The organism is Brevundimonas sp. EU05-FHT14B07 (assembly GCF_058790795.1).
The window spans coordinates 244,142-263,472 of the sequence record NZ_JBYTCZ010000005.1; the positions used below are offsets into that span (position 1 = coordinate 244,142).

Sequence of the window (19,331 nt, forward strand, 5' to 3'; positions counted from 1 at the left end):
CCTCAGTTCGCCAACCGATACCCTACGCCCGGTTCGGTCACGAGCAGGACGGGCTGAGCCGGATCGGCCTCGAGCTTGTGCCGAAGCTGGCCGACAACGACGCGCAAATATTGAACGTCATCGGCGTGGCCGGCGCCCCAGATGGTCTTGAGCAGGTCGGCATGACCCAGGACCTTGCCGGCGTTGCGGGCGAGGTAGGCCAGGACGTCGTATTCCTTGGGGCGCAGCTTCACCCGCTCGCCGGCGCGGGTGACGATGCGGCGGTCCAGATCAATGATGACATCGCTGGCCGTGACCACCCCGCCCGCGACCGGCGTCAGCGCGCCCTGACGCAGGCCCGCCCGGATGCGCGCCAGCAGTTCGCCGACGCCGAAAGGCTTTTCGACATAGTCGTTGGCGCCCAGGTCCAGGGCCGTGATCTTCTCGGCCTCGCGGTCGCGGGCGGACAGGACGATGATCGGCCCCTGATAGAAGTCGCGCGCCCGCGTCAGAACGTCCTTGCCGTCCATGTCGGGCAGGCCGAGGTCCAGAACCACGGCATCGGGGCTCCACAGGGCGATGGCGCGCAGCCCTTCCTGACCGCTGTCGGCGCGGCGGGGTTCATAGCCGGCGGCGTCCAGGGCGGGGGCCAGGAAGCGGTGGATCTGGGGTTCGTCATCGATGACCAGAACCTGGGGGCGAACGGCGGACATCAGAGCAGATCCGGGTGGGTGGCGATAGACTTGGGCAAACTGATCAGGATGCGGGTGCCGCGTTTGCCGTCGGCGTCGTCCTGGATCGGGCTGGCGGCGGCGATGCGGCCGCGCATGGCCTCGACGAAACCCTTGGAGATGGCGAGGCCGAGGCCTGCGCCTTTCGCGCGATCCGTAGACTCCTCCATGCGGCGGAACTTGTCGAACACCCGTTCCAGCTCGGCGGTGGGGATGCCGCGTCCCTCGTCCTCGATGGAGATGACAACCGCGCCGCGATCCTCATACGCCGCCAGTTCGATGATCGAGCCGTCGGGGCTGTAGGCGATGGCGTTCTCCAGGATGTTGACGACGGCCTGCTCCAGCAGACCCTGATCCAACAGAACCAAGCTCAGTTGGGATGGAAAGTCGCGGGTCACGTGACGGGTCCCCAGCCGACGCGCCACCCGCTCTGCGGCGGCGTTGAGAATATCGCGCACGTCCACCCAGTCGGTGCGCACGTTCAGGCCGCCGCCCTCCAGCCGGGTCATGTCCAGGAGATCGCCGACATAGCGCGACAGGCGTTCGGCCTCTTCGCGGATGCTGAGCAGCAGGTCGTCGCGGACCTCGGGCTTCAGGGTCGCGCCATAGTCGATCAAGGTCGTCGCCGAGCCCAGGACGGTGGACAGGGGCGTGCGCAGGTCGTGGCTGACCGAGTTCATCAAGGCCGCGCGGAAACGATCGGCGCGGCGCAGGGTCTCGGTCTCCAGCGCCTGACCGGCCAGATCGGCGCGCTCCAGCGCCACGGCGCCCTGGTCCAGCAGGGCCATGGCCAGGCGTTCCTCGTCCGAGCCCGCCGCCACGGCCGAGGCGTCGATGCCCGCCACGCCGGCCCGGCCGCGCACGCCCTGTAAGGGCTGAAACCGCCAGTGGGTTTGCGGCAGGGTGCCGGTGCCGTGGCCCGTCACCTCGCCGTGGGTCCAGGCCCAGCGGGCGGCGGCCATGGCATCGGGGGCCAGGGTCACGCCGTCGGGGCTGGCCGCCGTCAGAACGATGTCCTCGCCGTCGGGCAGAAGGACGACGGCGCCCGCGCCGGCGGCTGCTGACGCCTGTTCGGCCAGGCTGCGGGCCGTGGTCGCACGATCCTGGCCCGCCGACAGGGTCTGGCTGGCGGCCAGCAGGGCCGAGACGGCGGCGGCGCGCCGCTGGGCGGCTCTGGCCTGTTCGCGCACCCGCCCCGCCAGGGCGCCTGTGCCCAGGGCCACGCCCCAGAAGAGCAGCAGCGTCAGGAAGTCAGTCGGCGAACCGATCAGGAAGCTGTAGCGGGGCTGAAGGAACAGGAAGTTGTAGGTCAGAAAGGCCAGGGTCGCCGCCGCCAGCGCAGGCCGCAGCCCGTTCAGCACCCCGGCCGCCACCACCGCCGCCAGATAGATGACACCCAGATCGACCCGCTCGAACCGGGTGTCGAGCAAAAGAGCCGCCCCCGTCGCCGCCAGGACGAACCCCGCCCCGGCCGGATAGCCGCGCCAGTCCAGCGCCGCCCGGACGCCCGACTTGGCCGCCGATTCGGGCGCGGCCAGATCGCCCTCGGTCACGACGTGGACGGCGACGCCCTGGGCCTTGCGCAGCAGTTCGGTCGCCAGGGCCCGGCCGGTCCATTCGGCGAACCGCCCGCCGCGCGTCTTGCCGATGACGATCTGGGTGACGTTGTTGCGGTGGGCGTGATCCAGCACGGCGCGCACCACGTCGTCGCCGCTGATCGTCACGGGCCGTCCGCCCAGCTGCTCGGCCAGCTTGAAGGCCTCGGACAATCGTCCCGCCGAGCGGGCGTCGGCCCGCGATCCGCTGGGTCTTTCGACGTGAGCGACCGACCAGGGGGCGTCCATCATCATGTCGGACATTCGCCGCCCGGTGCGAACCAGCGAGGCGGTCATGGCGTCGCCGCCGACCAAGACCAGGATCCGCTCGTTCGCCGCCCACGGCCCCGACACGCCCCGCTCGCGCAGGTGGGTCAGAAGCTGGTCGTCCACCGTCTGGGCCGCGCGCCGCAGGGCCAGTTCGCGCAGCGCCGTCAAGTTTTCGATCTTGAAGAAGTTCTCGGACGCCACCCGCGCCGTTTCGGGCACATAGACCTTGCCCTCGGCCAGACGCACCCGCAGGTCTTCGGGCGTGATGTCGATGACCTCGATGTCGTCGGCGCCGGTCAGGGCGCTGTCGGGCACCGCCTCGCGCTGGCGCACGCCGGTGATGCGCAGAATGACGTCGGACAGGCTTTCCAGATGCTGGATGTTCAGCGTGGTCCAGACGTCGATGCCCGCGTCGCGCAGCTCCTCCACATCCTGCCAGCGCTTGGGATGGCGCGAACCCGGCGCGTTGGAGTGGGCGTATTCGTCGACCAGCAACAGTTCGGGCCGTCGCGCCAGGGCGCCGTCGAGGTCGAACTCCATCAAGGCGCGGTCGCGGTGTTCAATGGGCGCGCGCGGCATGACGTCGAGCCCGCGCAGCAGGCTCATCGTTTCCTTGCGGCCGTGGGTCTCGACCACGCCGACGACGACGTCCAGCCCCTCGGCCTTTCGACGGCGTGCGGCGCGCAGCATCTCATAGGTCTTGCCCACGCCGGGCGACATGCCCAGAAACACCTTCAGCCGCCCGCGCTTGCGGCACGGAGCGGCTGAAGTCGCGGGCGTTGCGGGCGCCGTTTCGGGCAATCAGCCCTCCGCGCCGAAGCGGGCGTCCAGCGCGCGGTTGGTCAGCAGGACATTGACGTGCGGCTGGCCGATGAAGCCCAGGAAGGCCCCCTCGATGTGCGCGTCGATGATGCTCTGGACCTGTTGCACGGGAACGCCTCTGGCGCGGGCGATCCGCGCGGCCTGAAGCCGAGCGTAGGCCGGGGACACGTCCGGGTCGAGGCCCGAACCCGATGTCGTCACCGCATCGGCGGGGATGACGCCGGGGCCATCCTCGGCGCGGATCGCCTGGGCGCTTTCGGCGACGCTGGCGATCAGGTCCGGGTTCAGCGGCCCCATGTTGGAGCCGGACGAGGCGGCGGCGTCATAGCCGTCGCCTGCCGCCGACGGGCGCGGATGCAGATAGGTCGCGCCGACGAAAGGCTGGCCGATCAGGGACGAGCCGACGACCTTGCCGCCGGCGTCGCGCACCAGGCTGCCGTTAGCCTGATCCGGGAAGGCGACCTGGGCGATGCCGGTGACGGCCAGCGGATAGGCCAGGCCCAGCAGCAGGGTGAACAGGGCCGTCATGACGAGGGCCGGGCGAAGTTGGTTGACCATGGCCGTCGCCTCAGAAGGTCGCCTTCAGCGTGGCTACGGCGCGTGCGCCGTAGATGTCGCCGAAGTCGTGTTGATCGGTGTCGTGATAACGCAGGTCCACCGCCAGCTTGTCAGTCAGCTGATAGGCCGCGCCCAGGTTCCAGGTGGTGTAGTCCAGGTCCGACGACACCCACTGACGGCCGACGGCGCCCGAGACGGTCCATTTGTCGGCAGGGCTGACCGCGCCGTTGACCTCGGCATAGATCGCCTCGTCCTCGGCCGCGCCGAAGAAGTCGGGCGAATAATAGACGGCGGCGCCCAGTGTCGCCGGGCCGAATGCGCGCGAAGCGGCGGCTTTGAACTCGACATAGTCATAGTCGGCGCCGTCTGGCTGACCGGCGTAGAGATAGCCGATCACGCCGAAGTCCAGCGCATAGCCGGCGACCTCGGGCCGATAGCCGGCATACAGATCGACCTCGGCGTCCGTATCGTCGCCGAAATCGACGTTGGAGGCCCAGCCGCCGGCGTAGAAACCGTTCTTGGTCAGATCGACGCCGGCCGAGATGGCTGGGTTTTCCTGGGTTTGGCTGACGCCGCGAAAGACGTAGTCGGAGGTGACGGCGACGTTAGCCGACACGTCCTGGGCCTTGGCTTCGCTGCACAGGCCCAGACCGGCGAGACCGACAATACAGGCGGCGGCGAACCAGGCGTCGTTGCGGCCCGAGGCCTTGGAGAAGGATTTACGCATTGGATTTCTCTATTCGAACAGGATGAATGGCCATGGGGTTGGAGCGCGTGCGCGGATCGGTCTGCTGCAGCGTCGCCACACCCCACATCACGGCGATGACCAGCACCGCCACGACGAGTTGCAGGATGCGAGAGACCTCCCGACGCATCACGCCAGACCCAGGCCGGAGATGAGCAGGTCGATCAGCTTGATGCCGACGAACGGGGCGATCAGGCCGCCCAGGCCGTAGATCAGCAGGTTGCGACCCAGAAGCGCGCCGGCGCCGATGGCCCGGTATTTGACGCCCTTCAGCGCCAGCGGGATCAGGGCGACGATGACCAGGGCGTTGAAGATGACCGCCGACAGGATGGCGCTCTCGGGGCTGTGCAGCCGCATCACATTCAGCGCGCCCAGCGACGGCAGGGCGACCACGAACATCGCCGGGATGATGGCGAAATACTTGGCCACGTCGTTGGCGACCGAGAAGGTCGTCAGGGCGCCGCGCGTGATCAGCAGTTGCTTGCCGACCTCGACGATCTCGATGACCTTGGTCGGGTCGCTGTCGAGATCGACCATATTGCCGGCCTCGCGGGCGGCCTGGGCGCCGGTCTGCATGGCCACGCCGACATCCGCTTGCGCAAGTGCAGGCGCGTCGTTGGCGCCGTCGCCGCACATGGCGACCAGACGGCCCTTGGCCTGTTCGGCCTTGATGAGGCGCATCTTGTCTTCGGGCGTCGCCTCGGCGAGGTAGTCGTCCACCCCGGCCTCCGAAGCGATGGCTGCGGCCGTCACCGGATTGTCGCCGGTGATCATGACGGTGCGCAGGCCCATGCGGCGCAGGTCGGCGAAGCGCGCCTTCACGCCCGGCTTGACCACGTCCTTCAGGTGGATGACGCCGACCAGGACGCCGTTCTGGGTCACGGCCAGGGGGGTGCCCCCCGAACGGGCGATCCGGTCCACCGCCTGGCGGAACTCGGCCGGGGCCGAACCGTCGGTCAGCTTCAGATCCTTCAGCACCGCATCGACCGCGCCCTTCCTCCAGCTGTCCTTGCCGACGTCCAGGCCCGACTGGCGGGTGACGGCGGTGAAGGGAATGGAGACGGCGCCGGCGGGCTGATCGACCGAGACGCCGGCGTTGCGGCCCAGCTCGACGATGGAGCGGCCCTCGGGCGTCTCGTCGGCGAGCGACGCCATGACGGCGGCGGCCAGGGCGGCCTCGGGGCGCACGCCCGGAACCGGGATGACTTCGGTCGCCATGCGGTTGCCGAAGGTGATGGTGCCGGTCTTGTCGAGCAGCAGGGTGTCGACGTCGCCTGCCGCCTCCACCGCACGGCCCGAGGTGGCCAGCACGTTCACCTTCAGCAACCGGTCCATGCCGGCGATGCCGACGGCGGACAGCAGGCCCCCGATCGTGGTCGGGATCAGGGTGATGAACAGGGCGCCCAGCACCATCGGATCCAGATCGACGCCGGAATAGGCGCCCAGACCCACCAGGGTCACGACCGCGATCAGGAAGATTAGGGTCAGGCCGGCCAGCAGCACGGCCAGGGCCAACTCATTGGGCGTCTTCCGGCGGTCCGCGCCCTCGACCATGGCGATCATACGATCGAGGAAGGTCGAGCCGGGCTTGGCGGTTATGCGCACCTTGATCCAGTCCGAGACGACGGTGGTGCCGCCGGTCACGGCCGAACGGTCGCCGCCGCTTTCGCGGATAACCGGGGCGCTCTCGCCGGTGATAGCGGCCTCGTTGACCGAGGCGACGCCCTCGATGATTTCGCCGTCCGAGGCGATCACGTCGCCGGCTTCGACCAGGATGATCGACCCGACTTCAAGCTCCGAGGCGTTGGTCGGGACCACGCTGCCGGTCTTCGGATCGACAATCAGCTTGGCCTTGGTCGTGACGCGGGTTGCGCGCAGGCTGTCGGCCGCCGCCTTGCCCCGCCCTTCAGCGATGCTTTCGGCGACATTGGCGAACAGGACCGTGGCCCAAAGCCACAGCGCCAGTTGCACCGCAAAGCCCGCCGATTGACCGCCGGCGATGGCCGCAGCCGCCGAGAGCGTGGACAGAAGCGCCACGATCCAGGTGGTGAAGATGACCGGATTGTTGATCAGCTTGACGGGGTTCAACTTGACGAAGGCGTCGCCAACCGCGCGTCCGATCATCTGTCCCGAGAGGCCGCCCGCAAGAGGCGACGCCCGGCCGCCCTCGCGCGGATCCAGAGTTATTTGTGTCATGTCAGGATGTCCGAAGGATCAGGCGCCGGCGACCGCCGCGAGCACCTGGAAGTGCTCGACGATCGGTCCCAGGGCGAGGGCGGGCAGGAACTGCAGGCCGCCGAGGATGAGGATCACGCCGATCAGCAGGCCGATGAACAGGCCATTGTCGGTCGGCAGGGTGCCGGGGCTGGGCGCCAGCTTGGGCTTGACCACCAGACTGCCGGCGATGGCCAGGACGGCGACGGCCGGAATGAACCGCCCGAACAGCATGCCCAGACCCAGGGTCGTGTTCCACCAGGGGGCGTTGGCGGTCAGGCCCGCAAAGGCCGAGCCGTTGTTCGCCGCCGCCGAGGTGTAGGCGTACAGGATCTCCGACAGGCCGTGCGGCCCCTTGTTCAGCAGGCCCGCCAGCGCCGTCGGGAAGACGGCCGCCACGGCGGTGAAGCCCAGGATGGCGAGCGGCAGGATCAGCACCGCGATCATGGCGAACTGGATCTCGCGCGCCTCGATCTTCTTGCCCAGATATTCCGGTGTGCGCCCGACCATCAGGCCGGCGACGAAGACCGACAGCAGGGCCATGACGACCATGATGGCGATGCCCGAACCGACGCCGCCAGGCAGGATCTCGCCCAACTGCATCAGGAACATCTGCAACCCACCGCCCAAGGGCATGAAGCTGGCGTGCATCGAGTTGACCGAGCCGTTCGAGGCACCGGTCGTGACGACGGACCAGACGGTCGAGGCGGGGGCGCCGAAGCGGACCTCCTTGCCCTCCATGTTCACCGAGGCGTCCACCTGGGCCGCGACCAGGGCCGGGGCCGGCTGGGTCTCGATGAAATACATGGCGGCCGAAGACACGGTCAGGATGATCAGGGCCGCCGCCGCCAGGGCGCGGATGTCGCGTCTCGCCATGGCGGTGCGACCGAAGGCGAAGAAGGCCGCCCAGCCCATGACGTTGATCGCCACGGCGGTCAGCAGATTGGTGATGGCGTTCGGGTTCTCGAACGGATGGGCGCCGTTGACGTTGAAGACGCCGCCGCCGTTGATGCCCAGCTGTTTGATCGCCACCTGGCTGGCCGCCGGGAACAGCGGCAAGGTCTGAGATCCGCCCTCGACGCCGGTCGCCGTCACATGGGCCGCCAGGCTCTGAACGATGCCGAGACCGGCCAGGGCCACCGCCAAGATCAAGGCGGCGGGCAGCAGGACATACAGCGTTGTGCGCGTTAGATCGGCCCAGAAGTTGCCGACCCCCTCGCCGCGATTGGCGACGAAGGCCCGCGCCAGGGCCGCCGCGATCGTCGCGCCCGTCGCCGCCGAGACGAAGTTCTGCACCGTCAGGCCGACCATCTGGGTGAAGGTCGACAGGGTCGCCTCCCCGCCATAGCTCTGCCAGTTGGTGTTGGTCACGAAGCTGACGGCGGTGTTGAAGGCCAGATGCGGCGACACGCCTGCGAACCCTTGCGGATTCAGCGGCAGCACGCCCTGCAGACGCAAGATCGCGTACAGCAGGACAAAGCCCGCCAGATTGAAGGCCAAAAGGGCGCCGGCGTATCCCAGCCAGCCCTGGCTGCGTTTCGGATCGACGCCTGCCGCGCCGTAGAAGACGGCCTCGACCGGCTTCAGCACCGGATCCAGCCAGGTCCGCTCGCCATTCCAGACGCGCGACATATAAACGCCGATGGGCCAGCCGAGCATTACGGCCAGCCCAAGGGTCAGGGCGATCTCGCCCCATCCTTGCATGTTCATGAAATCCGTCCCGGTTCCTCAGAACCGCTCGGGCCGCAGCAGCGCCGCGACCATGTAAACGGCGACGACCAGCGCCCCCGCCCCCCAGAGCATGGCGATCATCGTCACACCCGTTTCAACGCTGTGGCCAGCAGGGCGAAGACGGCGAACGCCCCCGCACCCACCGCCAGAAAAATCACATCGGCCAATCCGGCCTCCTCGCTCAAGTTCGAGCGGGAACAGACCACCGGGCGGCATAATGGCGCGATGCGAGTCCGCGCCGCCGACCTAAAGGATTCATAAAACCCGCCCCATGAGCGATCGGCCGCGGTATCGAATGGAAGCGATGCGCCCGCTCCAACTGCCGGCGTCGGTACAGCCCGTAGTTGTCCTCGCACTCAGAGCAGGTTCGCATGATCGAAGGCCAGGACTGTCTTCTTCAGCGTCTCGTGGTGATAGAGGATGCGGCCATCCGGGCTAATGAAGGGCTGTTGTTGACGCCATAGTCGTCATCATGGCGCGTCAACTCGCCCCGATACCAGCGATAGAAGGCGTCGATCCCGACGGCATGGCCGCCTGGCGCTCAGCCGGCGCCTCCGGCTTCGGCATCGACTCGGCCGTTTTCAAGTCGGGGCAGTCAGCGCAGCAGGTCGGCCGTCAGGCGGCGGCCTTTGTGTCGCATTGGTCGTAACGGCTCTGATGCGACGCGATCGGCTTTTGGCCCAAGGCTAAGTTCCCACAATCAAAACCAAGGTTTGGAAGATCACGCCGATCCCGGAGAGCAGACCTGCGGCGATCGACACGCGCAGGCCGAAGGCTTCAGTAGGCGCCGGTTTCGCGCGCAGGGCGGTCAGGCTTCTCCAACACAAGGCCGCAATGGCGAGCAGGCAAACCAGGCTGAAGACATAGCCGGCGATGCTCCACGCACCGGCGTCGCCATGCGCCACGTCGGCGGCGCTGGACAGCAGATACAGCCCCAGAAAATGGGCGGCCCAGATCAGGAGCCCCCCCAGCATCAGCAGCCAGAACCTCATGCGCCGACGCCCGGGAACAGGCGGATCAGAAGGGTCGTCGCCGCGCCCTGAACCGCTGTGAAGGCGACGAACAGAGCGACCACCTCGAAGGTCGCCGGATAGCGCGGCGACACCAGGCCGCAAAGCCAGCGCAGCAGGATGAACGGCCCCATCAATAGCGAGATGCCGACGAATGTCCCTTGCCAGGCCAACAGCGCATAGACGGTCGCGCCCTGGCTGGAGGCGTCGGGGCGCAGGCCCGAGTTCCACCAGGCCGAGGCCTCAGACGCAAAAGCGCCGCCCGCCGCCAGGGTGGCGACCAGCATCAGGACGGCGGCGATGCCGGCGCTGCGCGGGCGGTCCAGCTTCAGCGAGCCTTGCGACGCCCAGGCGCCGATGCCGGCGGCCGCCAGCAGACCCAGGGTCAACGGCAGGGAGCCGATCTCGGGCGGCGCCTGCCACAGGTCCGGCCGCCGGCTCCACAGGAAGACGTAGGAGAAGCAGGCCATGATTGCGACCATGCCCGACACGATCAGGGTGATGACCATCGCCCACCAGCCGTGACTGCTGGGGCCGGACACATAGGTCGGCAGTCGAACGCCGCCGCCGACGTCCACCGTGGCGGGACCGCCGGGCCGATCCAGTTCCCAGCACCATTTGAGAATGCAGTAGACGGCCAGCACGCCGCTGACCAAGGAGGCGACATAGGCCTGGATCGTCAGGATCAAGAAAAAGCCGGCGGTGAAGATCGCGCCCCAGACATACCAGCTGGACGGCCGGGGCATGCGCTGCAGATATTGCGGCTCGGCGTTGATCGGGCTGGTGACCATCGTCTCGCGCTCGCCGCGCGGCGCCCCGGGCAGGAAGTAGCGGCCGGCCTCGACATCGCGCGCCAGGTTCGGCTGGTCCCACACCGGATACAGGCTCTTGATCACCGGGACGGACCGCAGCGAGTATCGGCCGGCGGGCAGCCACTCCAACCCCGGCCCGCCGAAGACATTGCCCGCGTCCTTCTCGCCGAACGGGCGGAAGTTGCGGATCATGTCGATCATCCACAACACGACCGCCAGGCCGAACATGAAGGAGCCGACGGTCGAGATCATGTTCGGCAGATCCCAGCCCCGGTCCGGCAGATAGGTATAGACCCGGCGCGGCATGCCCATCAGCCCGGTCAGGTGCATGGGCATGAAGGTGACGTTGTGGCCGACAAACATCAGCCAAAAGATCAACTTACCCCACCGTTCGCTGAGCGGCCGGCTGCTGGACATCGGCGTCCAGTAGTAGATGGCGGCGAACAGCGGGAAGACCATCCCGCCGATCAGGACGTAATGCAGGTGGGCGACGATGAAATAGCTGTCGTGGGCCTGCCAGTCGAACGGCACCATGGCGACCATCACGCCGGTCAGTCCGCCCATGACGAAGATCACCAGTCCCCCGACGGCGAACAGGCCGGGCGTGTTGAACCGCATCTTGCCCGCCGCCAGGGTAGCGATCCAGGCGAAGACCTGAACCCCCGCCGGCACGCTGACGGCCATGGAGGCGGCGCTGAAATAGTTGATCGAGATCTGCGGCATGCCCGTGGTGAACATGTGGTGCGCCCAGACGCCGAAGCTGATGAACCCGGTCGCCAGCATAGCCAGGACCACCAGTCGATAACCGACCAGCTTGGTCTGGGCGACGGCCGGGATCAGGGTCGACATCGCCCCCGCCGCCGGCAGGAAGATGATGTAGACCTCGGGGTGGCCGAAGAACCAAAACAGATGCTGCCACAGCATGGGGTCGCCGCCCTTGGCCGCATCGAAGAAGGGCCAGCCCAGGGCGCGTTCCAGCTCCAGCAGCAGGGTCGACAAAATGATCGACGGGAAGGCGATGATGATCATGCAGGCGAAGATCAGCATGGCCCAGGCGAAGATCGGCAGCTTGTCCAGCGTCATGCCCGGCGCCCGCGTCTTCAGCACCCCGACGATGATCTCGATGGCGCCGGCGATGGCCGAAATCTCGATGAAGCCGATGCCCAAGAGCCAGAAGTCGGCGTTGATGCCCGGCGAGTAAGTCGTCGACGTCAGCGGCGGATACATGAACCAGCCGCCATTCGGCGCCAGGCCGAAGAACAGCGAGGCGAAGAAGCACAGCCCCCCGACCAGATAGGCCCAGAAGGCGTAGGCGCTCAGCCTCGGGAACGGCAGATCGCGCGCCCCCAGCATCTGCGGCAGCAACAGCACGCCCAGCGCCTCGACCGCGGGCACCGCGAACAGGAACATCATCACCGTGCCGTGCATGGTGAAGATCTGGTTGTAGGTCTCCTGCGCCAGGAAACCCGTCATCGGCAGGGCCAGTTGGGTCCTCATCAACAGCGCCAGCACGCCTGCCAGCACAAAGAACAGCATGGCCGCGCCGACGTAATAGACGCCGATGTAGTTGTTGTTGATCGCCGTGATCCACTCCCACGGCCGCCGCGGGCCGCACCAGACCTCGTCGAGCTGCTCCAGCTCGCCCTCGGGCCGGGCTTCGGTGGTGGGGAAGCGTTTGTAGAGTTCGGGATCGAACCCGGTTTCCGAACTCATTTCAGGCTTTCCAGATAGGCGGCGACGGCGCGCACGTCCTGGCCCGACAGGACGGCATAGGACGGCATCCGGTTGCCGGGCTTCAGGCTCTGGCTGTCCGAAATCCAGCCGGCCATCGTCCCCTGATTGTTCGGCAGGATGCCGGCGCCCAGCGTCTGGCGCGAGCCGACGTGGGTCAGATCCGGTCCCGCCAGACCGTTCGCCTCGGTCCCGCGAATGGTGTGACAGGCGGCGCAGCCCGAGGCGGCGAAGACGTTGCGCCCTTGGTCGATCAAGGCAAGCGGCCCCTGGGCCGAGGGCACGACGGCCGCCGGCCGCGACTGACGCGCCAACCAGGCGGCATAGTCGTCCGGCGCGTGGGCCACGACCACCAGCCCCATCAAGGCGTGAGGACCGCCGCAGTATTCGGCGCATTGGCCGCCGTAGGTCCCAGGCGCATCGGCTTGCAGGCGCATGAAGTTGCGGCGGCCGGGGATCATGTCGGTCTTTCCGCCCAGGCGCGGCACCCAGAAGCTGTGGATCACGTCCGCGCTTTCCAGCTCGAACACGACAGGCTGGCCGGCCGGGATGTGGACCTCGTTGGCGTCCTGGACGATTTCTCGCCCCTGACCGTCCAGATAGGCGACGCGCCACCACCACATTTCGCCAGTGACGCGCACCCGCATTTCGCCGGGCTTGGGCGCATCGGCCACCCGCGCGGTCGTGGTCAGCCCATAGACCAGCAGTCCGGTCAGAACGACCACCGGGAAGACCAGTCCCGCAATCCAGATCAGGCGTTCGCCGCCGACTCGGCGCTTCCACTTGCGAGGCCCGAACAGGGCGATGCCGAGCGCCACGGCCACCACAACCATGACCACCGCCGCCATGATGAACAGCACCCAGGCGACGGTCTGGATCGGTCCGGCGAACGGGCCGGCCGGATCCAGCACGGGCGGCGGCCAGCCGGCGATTCCGGGAGGGGCGTCAGTCTTCATCGAGCGTGTACAGATAGGCCGCAACGTCGCGGGCTTGGTCTTGCGTCAGGGGCATGGGCGGCATGGCGGTTCCGGGGTCCATCGACGGCGCGTCGATCAGCCAGCGGATCAGGACATCGGGCTGGTTCGGCAGACGTCCGGCGATCAGGGGGCGCGCGCCGAACTCCGCTAGGTTCGAGCCGGACCGGCCCTCCGGCCAGGCGACGCCGGGTATCCGGTGACAGGCGGCGCAACCGACCTCCTTGATCACCGCCAGTCCGGCGGCCGCATCGGCCTGAACCACCGGCCGAGGCAGGTCGGACTTGTCCACGCAGGCGCACAGGGCGAGCATCAGCGTGCAGGCCGCCGCCCGTCGTCCCATGCCCTCGCCCATCGTCCGAAAACCCATCCGCCCCCCAAAGCTTCGCCAGAGCAATCCTCTTGTCGGACGGAGGTTCCCGACTGCGACATGGGGGCTCGGCGCATCGCCCCAAGGAACCTTCGCCATAAGCAGGTGTTGGACCGCCGTGCGCGCCTCCCTTTCCGTTCTTGTTCTGCTGACCGGCCTCGCCGCCTGCGACTCTACGCCTGGCCAGACGGATCGCACCTTCACGGCGAACGGCCAGGTCATCGCCATGAGCGGCGGCGCCGGCGGGGCGGCCAACGCCTGCTTCACCTGTCACGGCCTGGACGGCGGCGGGGATGGGGTCGCCGCCCCGCGCCTGGCGGGCCTGAACGCCGGCTATTTGCAAAAGCAGTTGGAAGACTATGCATCGGGCCTTCGTCCCGACGACGCCATGACCCGCATCGCCAAGGCCTTGAACCAGCAGGGCCGACGCGAGGTCGCCGCCTACTACGCCGCCCTGCCCGCGCCGCCGACGCAAACGCCCGCGTCGATGGCGCCTGCGCCCGCCATCTATCTGAACGGCGCCCCTTCGCGCGGCATCGTCGCCTGCGCCTCATGTCACGGCGACCGGGGTCAAGGCGCGGGCCAGGGGGGCAACCCGCAGATCGCCGGTCAGCCCGCCGCCTACACCCTGGAACAGATCGACCGCTGGAAAGCGGGCAAACGCCGCAACGACCCGCGCGGCGTCATGGCCGCCGCCGTCAAATCGCTTTCGGACCCAGAAGCCCGCGCCATAGCGTCCTGGCTGTCGACGCAACCCGCTTCTCCAGCGCGCGCCAGCGCCGCTGCCACCGGGTCCGCTTCGGTCGAAGCAGCGGCACGACCGGCAGCATCGCGTGAAACACGTCGTCCCTATCGATCAGATGGTGCTTGAGCGCCGCGCCGGCGTGGATCGGAATCATCAGCAGCAGCGTGATGACCAGTCCCCAGTGCATCCATTCCGCCGCCGCCTCGATCGCCCATAGCTGGGTGTTGGACAGATCCTGCAGCGGCAGCAGCGGCCATTTGATGAAGCCCAACGTCTCCAGCTGACGCGTCCGATCCGTCGCCGAAATCATGGCCCAGCCCGACAGCGGCAGGCCGAACAGGCAGATGTAGAAGACATAGTGGGTCACATGGGCGGCCATGCTTTCCCAACCTGGCTTGTCCGCATCATTGATCAGGTCGGGCGCCAGTAAACGCCATGACAGCCGGCCGATCACCAGGATCAGCATCAGCACGCCGATCGCGAAATGCAGGTCGTAGGCGGCCATCATGGCCCCGCCCACCGGCTGCCGCCCCATCCACCAGCCCCAGCCGAGCTGGAAGATCACCAGCCCCGCCATCACCCAATGGAAGCCGATGCCGACGGGCGAGTAGCGCCCCTCGTCATGGTGACCCGCCGCCCATTCCAGCAGCTGCCTGAACAGTCTTTCGATCATGCCGGATGCGCCTCGGCGTCGGGGCCGATCATCCGCCCCAGCCGCCACAGGGCGGCGAATAGATACAGCGCCGCCGCCGGCGCCCACATGATCAGCCCGGCCGCCTGCTGATCCTCCAGCGGCGTCAGGCCCCAGGCCAGGGTCGAATAGGCATGGGGGGCGTAAACCGCCCGCCCCGCAAAGGTCAGCACCGCCCCAAGCAGCCCCATCGCCAGCATGGCCGCCAACAGGGCGATGACCGCCGCCGGTGCAGACGCCGACCGCACCGCGCACCAGAACCAGACGGCGCTCGCCAGCAGACTGATCTGCATCACCCAATAGACCGCATCGTTCGACAGGGCGGCGCCATAGGCGTCAGGCGCATGCCAAGCCCAGAACACCACCGCCTGCACCGCCGTCGCCACGATCAGCGACCCATATCGTCTCATGGGCAGGGCCGCCGCCAGCAAGGGCGCGGCGAGGCCGACCAACAGCACATGATGAACCGTCCGCGCCGAGAACAGCGCCGAACTGAGGGCGCACAGCGGGGAGACAAATCCAACGGCCAATACCGCGACGGCCGCCAGGCCATAGCCGCGCCGCCGCCCTTCCAGCCGCCACAGGACCACGCCCGCAGCTGCAACGAGGACGGCCAGCAAGATCGGATCAAGATTCCAGCGCCACTCGCCGAAAGCCGGCGCGGGTCCGCAATACGGCGTCCAACTCAAACCTGCACCCCCGCCCCTTGCCGGATCTCCTGATCCCCATCAAAAGAAAAGCCAAGCCAGCGGTGACGGTTCCGCCCGCATCATTTCTACGACGAATTGCCGCGATGCCCCAGGTGGTCGATCAGCGCGCCAGCGGCGGAATTGCTCCCAACAAAACAGACCCCGGACGTTAAAACCGGCTCGAACCCGCCCTGTCCTCAGGCCGCCGCCAATTCGGTCAGAAGCTTCTCGATGAAGGCCGTGTCGTGCGGTTGATCGTTGGCGGCGTCGACGATCATGCGATCCTCGGACCAGCGTCGATCATCGCTCAACGGGAAGGACGCTTCCATGCCGGGCCGACGCGCCGCCGCGATCCGCAACGCCGTCGCCTTCGGCCCCGATACGATTTCCGTGACGCCGGCATCACGGGCGAGCGCTGCGAGGCGACGGCCGGTGAACAGATCCTCCGCCGGGTCGGGTAAAGGACCGAACCGATCTTCGGCTTCGTCTCGCAAGGCATCGACATCTTCCGCCGTCGTGGCGCGCGCCAACCGGGCATAAAGATTGATGCGCACGGTTTCGTCTGGGATGTAGTCCGCCGGCAGATGCCCTGTCGCGCCGACGTTCAGACTGGGAGAGGCTTGGTCAGGATCGGGATCGCCTTTTACAGCCGCGAGCGCCCGAGCCAGGACGGCTTGATACAGGGCCGAGCCGATCAGCCTGACATGTCCGGCCTGTTCCTCGCCCACCAGATCGCCGCCGCCGCGCAGGTCCAGATCGCGCCCGCTGATCGCGAAGCCCGCCCCCAGTCGGTCCAGAGCCTCCAATGTCTGAAGCCGGGCCTCCGTCGCCGCCGCCATCGGCGTTTCGGGATCGGAAAGCAGATAGGTGAAGCCTTGGCGGCGCCCCCGGCCGACACGCCCGCGCAGCTGATGCAACTGCGCCAAGCCAAACCGGTCCGGCCGCCAGATCAACATCGTATTGGCGCGCGGCACATCCAGGCCGGTCTCGATGATATTCGTGGCCAGAAGCACATCCCCCTCGCCGTCGGAGAAGCGGCTCATGACCTCGTCGATCGCGGACGGGGACATGTCGCCGTGCGCCAAGACCACCGACAGCTCGGGCGTCAGGGTCTTCAAGCGTTCCGCCAAGGGTTCCATATCCTCGATCCGCGGCACGACCACGAAACTCTGGCCGCCTCGCGCCTTCTCGCGCATCAGCGACAGGCGAACCGCCCCGGCGTCGAACGGGGTCATGAAGGTTCGGATGGGCCGGCGTCGGGCGGGCGGACTGGCGATCAGGCTGACGTCCTGAATGCCGACCATGGCGCTTTGCAGAGTCCTCGGGATCGGGGTGGCCGACATCGACAACAGATGCGGCGCCCTCTCTGCCAAGGCAGATTTCATCTGCGCGCCGAAGCGGTGTTCCTCATCGATGATGACAAGCCCAAGACTGGAAAACGCCAACCCTTCCGACGCCAGAGCCTGCGTACCCGCCACGACGCGCATGGAGCCGTCCGCCAGCCCTGCCTTGACCGCCCGCGCCTCCGCGCTGTCTGCGGCGCGTGACAAGTGGCCGACCTGAATGTCCGTGTCCTTGAACCGTCTCTTGAAGACCTCGAAATGCTGGCGCGCCAGGATGGTGGTCGGGGCGACGACGATGACCTGTTTGCCGGCAAGGGCCACGGCCGCCGCGGCGCGCAGGGCGACCTCGGTCTTGCCGAAACCTACATCGCCGCAGACGAGCCGGTTCATGGGCTTGCCGGATCCCAGGTCCGACAGGACCGCCTCGATGGCGCGCGCCTGATCGGTCGTTTCGGGGAAGGCGAAGCCGGCGGCGAACCGAGCCAGCGGCTGACGCGGCGCGGTGATCGGCTCGGTCCTCAGCGCTGCACGCGCTTCGGCCCGGGTGGACAGGGCCGCTGCGGCCTCGTCGATCTGCGCGCTGACCTTGGCGCGTCGCTTCAGCCATCCCTGGGTATTCAGCCGATCCAGCGACACCGCGTCCGGCTCCGAGCCATAACGCCAGATTTTGCTAAACTCCTCGATCGGCGCGAGAATGGTCCCACCGCCATGATACTCGATGCGCAGAACGTCGCGCTCCACACCATCGGCAGCGACCCGCTCCAACGCCTTCAGGACACCCAGACCGTGGTCTTCATGAATGACCACGTCGTCCAGCCGCAGCTCGGTCTCCCCGAACGCATCGATCGTGTCGCCGGATCCTCGCGCGATCCGGCCGCCGAAAATGTCCGAGGGCGTCAGGACGACTAGACCGGCGGCCGACTGTCGGAAGCCTGTGTCCAGATCGGCGGTTACGACGGCGATCTGCCCGGGCTGCAGGGGTGCGATCGCGGTCCAGCTCTCGAGCGCCACGGGCGTATCAATATCGTGGCGACGCAGAAGGCGTAGGATGATCCTATGCTCATGAGGCAATCCTGTCAGAACGATGCGGTCCCCCGCCTCGCGCCGCTCGGCAATGAACTGTTTCAGGGCCCGCCCCGGCGACTTCTCCAAAGCGAAGGCCGGCGTCGGCGCCCAACCCTCAACGCTCAGGGGTTTGGCGCCTTTCAACGCCTGCCGAACGTCCTTTTCCGTCAAATAGAGGCTGTCGGGTTTCGCAGGACGCGCGCCCTCGCTGAACCGCAGGCGCGTGTCATAGGCTTCGGCCACATGCGCGCGAATGCGTTCGAACCGATCCTCGACGCCCACGTCAGTCAGGATCATCGGCTTGACGAGGAAATCAAACAGGGTCGTCGAGGTCTCAACATCGATTGACGGCCCCGTATTCTGACGATCTGGATCGTCAGCCTCGGAAGACCGGTCACTCCACTCAGCCGCCGGGGTCAGACAGATCGTCTGGATCTCGGCGCCCCGGCGTTGCGATACGGGATCGAAGGCGTGAATCTCAGTGATCCGGTCCGCCTCATCCAGGGCGATGCGATAAGGCATTGCAGACGCGGGCGGGAAGACATCGACCACCGCGCCAAGCAGAGCGTACTCGCCAGGTTCATCGACCCGCTCATCCGCCGCATAGCCCGTATCCCTGAGAAACGACTCCAGGGCTTCGCGATCCAGCCCCTCGCCCGCCGCGAGCGACAAGCGGGCTTTGATCCGTTCGCGCGACGGCGTCCGCTGCACGATCGCATCTGGCGAGGCGACCAGGAACACGGGCCTTGCGCTGGCTTCGTTCAGTGCGGCTAAGACGGCCATCCGCCGCCCCATGCTTTCTCGCGAAGGCGCGGCGCGATCGTAGGGCAGGCAATCCCAGGGCGGCAGGACCAGCATGTCGGCGTCCTTCACCATCGGTGAGAGCGCCGCCGCAATCTCATCGGCGCGACGTTCACTGGTGGCGATGAACACCACGATTTGGGAGCGCCTCGTTTTCATCTCGGCAAGTCCGGCCGCTACCGCCGCCGCCGGCATTTTCCAGCGCTTGCCGTGGTCCTGCTCGGGCGCTGGCCCTCCCACGAGGACCTGTTGGCCCGTGGCGGAAAGATCGGTGTCGGCAGGTGACGATTTCATCCTGGCTCAACCCCAAGGCCGGCCGGGGGTTGCGCCCGCTTTCGTACCCAGGAGCGTTTGTCCCACCCATGCCGCGCTATGGCCTTTGCCGGATCTCGAGGTTTGCGGCTCGGTGTTGACCGCCAGACGTCAGAAAGCCCCACGGCTTTTGGCGGTGGGGC

The 19,331-nt window shown here is 67.5% G+C and carries 16 protein-coding genes and 1 pseudogene; 2 read left to right on the forward strand and 15 right to left on the reverse strand.

Features of this window, described 5'->3' with window-relative positions; translation table 11 throughout:
* Positions 1-2: 2 nt before the first annotated feature.
* Genes AC3WRC_RS13545 through AC3WRC_RS13580 form a run of 8 tightly spaced genes read right to left on the reverse strand, consistent with a single transcriptional unit; the run spans position 3 to position 8,726 of the window.
* Positions 3-692: a response regulator gene (locus AC3WRC_RS13545; protein WP_492304182.1), complete on the reverse strand. Its 690-nt coding sequence runs from the start codon at positions 690-692 to the stop codon at positions 3-5.
* On the reverse strand, positions 692-3,376 hold the full coding sequence (locus tag AC3WRC_RS13550; RefSeq protein ID WP_492304183.1) for a DUF4118 domain-containing protein: 2,685 nt from the start codon (positions 3,374-3,376) through the stop codon (positions 692-694). Before AC3WRC_RS13550 ends, AC3WRC_RS13545 begins: the two co-directional genes overlap by 1 nt.
* A complete protein-coding gene (gene kdpC / locus AC3WRC_RS13555) occupies positions 3,377-3,955 on the reverse strand; it encodes a K(+)-transporting ATPase subunit C (protein WP_492304184.1) in 579 nt (192 codons plus the stop codon).
* Between the two features lie 10 nt (positions 3,956-3,965).
* Positions 3,966-4,682, reverse strand: coding sequence for a TorF family putative porin (locus AC3WRC_RS13560; RefSeq protein ID WP_492304185.1), 717 nt, complete (start codon positions 4,680-4,682; stop codon positions 3,966-3,968).
* Positions 4,675-4,830: a hypothetical protein gene (locus AC3WRC_RS13565; protein WP_153923133.1), complete on the reverse strand. Its 156-nt coding sequence runs from the start codon at positions 4,828-4,830 to the stop codon at positions 4,675-4,677. Before AC3WRC_RS13565 ends, AC3WRC_RS13560 begins: the two co-directional genes overlap by 8 nt.
* Positions 4,830-6,896, reverse strand: coding sequence for a potassium-transporting ATPase subunit KdpB (gene kdpB, locus AC3WRC_RS13570; RefSeq protein WP_492304186.1), 2,067 nt, complete (start codon positions 6,894-6,896; stop codon positions 4,830-4,832). The genes AC3WRC_RS13565 and kdpB overlap by 1 nt, the downstream gene beginning before the upstream one ends.
* 18 nt (positions 6,897-6,914) lie before the next feature.
* On the reverse strand, positions 6,915-8,624 hold the full coding sequence (gene kdpA, locus AC3WRC_RS13575; RefSeq protein ID WP_492304187.1) for a potassium-transporting ATPase subunit KdpA: 1,710 nt from the start codon (positions 8,622-8,624) through the stop codon (positions 6,915-6,917).
* Between the two features lie 18 nt (positions 8,625-8,642).
* On the reverse strand, positions 8,643-8,726 hold the full coding sequence (locus tag AC3WRC_RS13580) for a potassium-transporting ATPase subunit F (protein WP_082503478.1): 84 nt from the start codon (positions 8,724-8,726) through the stop codon (positions 8,643-8,645).
* A gap of 391 nt (positions 8,727-9,117) precedes the next feature.
* Between AC3WRC_RS13580 and AC3WRC_RS13585 the strand changes: the two genes are divergently transcribed.
* Positions 9,118-9,294 (forward strand): beta/alpha barrel domain-containing protein, encoded by a 177-nt coding sequence (locus tag AC3WRC_RS13585; RefSeq protein ID WP_200918628.1) that lies wholly within the window; start codon positions 9,118-9,120, stop codon positions 9,292-9,294.
* 37 nt (positions 9,295-9,331) lie between these two features.
* On the opposite strand, the gene AC3WRC_RS13590 is transcribed toward AC3WRC_RS13585, so the two are convergent.
* From AC3WRC_RS13590 to AC3WRC_RS13605, 4 genes are read right to left on the reverse strand one after another with little or no spacing between them, the layout of a single operon-like run.
* Positions 9,332-9,637: a hypothetical protein gene (locus AC3WRC_RS13590; protein ID WP_055754719.1), complete on the reverse strand. Its 306-nt coding sequence runs from the start codon at positions 9,635-9,637 to the stop codon at positions 9,332-9,334.
* A complete protein-coding gene (locus AC3WRC_RS13595; protein ID WP_492304188.1) occupies positions 9,634-12,180 on the reverse strand; it encodes a cbb3-type cytochrome c oxidase subunit I in 2,547 nt (848 codons plus the stop codon). Before AC3WRC_RS13595 ends, AC3WRC_RS13590 begins: the two co-directional genes overlap by 4 nt.
* On the reverse strand, positions 12,177-13,154 hold the full coding sequence (gene coxB, locus AC3WRC_RS13600; protein ID WP_242077016.1) for a cytochrome c oxidase subunit II: 978 nt from the start codon (positions 13,152-13,154) through the stop codon (positions 12,177-12,179). The genes AC3WRC_RS13595 and coxB overlap by 4 nt, the downstream gene beginning before the upstream one ends.
* Positions 13,144-13,542 (reverse strand): c-type cytochrome, encoded by a 399-nt coding sequence (locus AC3WRC_RS13605; RefSeq protein WP_492304189.1) that lies wholly within the window; start codon positions 13,540-13,542, stop codon positions 13,144-13,146. The genes coxB and AC3WRC_RS13605 overlap by 11 nt, the downstream gene beginning before the upstream one ends.
* 226 nt (positions 13,543-13,768) lie before the next feature.
* On the opposite strand from AC3WRC_RS13605, the pseudogene AC3WRC_RS13610 reads away from it, so the two are divergent.
* Positions 13,769-14,233, forward strand: a pseudogene (locus AC3WRC_RS13610) (c-type cytochrome); the annotation flags it as partial.
* 7 nt (positions 14,234-14,240) lie between these two features.
* Here the strand turns inward: AC3WRC_RS13610 and AC3WRC_RS13615 are convergent.
* The 3 genes from AC3WRC_RS13615 to AC3WRC_RS13625 form a co-directional block, all read right to left on the reverse strand.
* A complete protein-coding gene (locus AC3WRC_RS13615) occupies positions 14,241-14,960 on the reverse strand; it encodes a cytochrome b (protein WP_045811114.1) in 720 nt (239 codons plus the stop codon).
* The gene (locus AC3WRC_RS13620; RefSeq protein WP_492304190.1) at positions 14,957-15,598 is read right to left on the reverse strand and encodes a cytochrome c oxidase assembly protein; all 642 of its coding nucleotides are present in this window, start codon (positions 15,596-15,598) and stop codon (positions 14,957-14,959) included. Before AC3WRC_RS13620 ends, AC3WRC_RS13615 begins: the two co-directional genes overlap by 4 nt.
* 266 nt (positions 15,599-15,864) lie before the next feature.
* Positions 15,865-19,170, reverse strand: coding sequence for a DEAD/DEAH box helicase (locus tag AC3WRC_RS13625; protein WP_492304191.1), 3,306 nt, complete (start codon positions 19,168-19,170; stop codon positions 15,865-15,867).
* Between the last annotated feature and the right edge of the window lie 161 nt (positions 19,171-19,331).

Excerpts from the sequence above, each read along its gene's own strand:
- AC3WRC_RS13545 (WP_492304182.1), bottom strand. The coding sequence starts at position 692 with ATGTCCGCCGTTCGCCCCCAGGTTCTGGTCATCGATGACGAACCCCAG.
- kdpC (WP_492304184.1), bottom strand. The coding sequence starts at position 3,955 with ATGGTCAACCAACTTCGCCCGGCCCTCGTCATGACGGCCCTGTTCACC.
- AC3WRC_RS13560 (WP_492304185.1), bottom strand. The coding sequence starts at position 4,682 with ATGCGTAAATCCTTCTCCAAGGCCTCGGGCCGCAACGACGCCTGGTTC.
- AC3WRC_RS13565 (WP_153923133.1), bottom strand. The coding sequence starts at position 4,830 with ATGCGTCGGGAGGTCTCTCGCATCCTGCAACTCGTCGTGGCGGTGCTG.
- kdpB (WP_492304186.1), bottom strand. The coding sequence starts at position 6,896 with ATGACACAAATAACTCTGGATCCGCGCGAGGGCGGCCGGGCGTCGCCT.
- kdpA (WP_492304187.1), bottom strand. The coding sequence starts at position 8,624 with ATGAACATGCAAGGATGGGGCGAGATCGCCCTGACCCTTGGGCTGGCC.
- AC3WRC_RS13580 (WP_082503478.1), bottom strand. The coding sequence starts at position 8,726 with ATGATCGCCATGCTCTGGGGGGCGGGGGCGCTGGTCGTCGCCGTTTAC.
- AC3WRC_RS13585 (WP_200918628.1), top strand. The coding sequence starts at position 9,118 with ATGGCGCGTCAACTCGCCCCGATACCAGCGATAGAAGGCGTCGATCCC.
- AC3WRC_RS13590 (WP_055754719.1), bottom strand. The coding sequence starts at position 9,637 with ATGAGGTTCTGGCTGCTGATGCTGGGGGGGCTCCTGATCTGGGCCGCC.
- AC3WRC_RS13595 (WP_492304188.1), bottom strand. The coding sequence starts at position 12,180 with ATGAGTTCGGAAACCGGGTTCGATCCCGAACTCTACAAACGCTTCCCC.
- coxB (WP_242077016.1), bottom strand. The coding sequence starts at position 13,154 with ATGAAGACTGACGCCCCTCCCGGAATCGCCGGCTGGCCGCCGCCCGTG.
- AC3WRC_RS13605 (WP_492304189.1), bottom strand. The coding sequence starts at position 13,542 with ATGGGTTTTCGGACGATGGGCGAGGGCATGGGACGACGGGCGGCGGCC.
- AC3WRC_RS13615 (WP_045811114.1), bottom strand. The coding sequence starts at position 14,960 with ATGATCGAAAGACTGTTCAGGCAGCTGCTGGAATGGGCGGCGGGTCAC.
- AC3WRC_RS13625 (WP_492304191.1), bottom strand. The coding sequence starts at position 19,170 with ATGAAATCGTCACCTGCCGACACCGATCTTTCCGCCACGGGCCAACAG.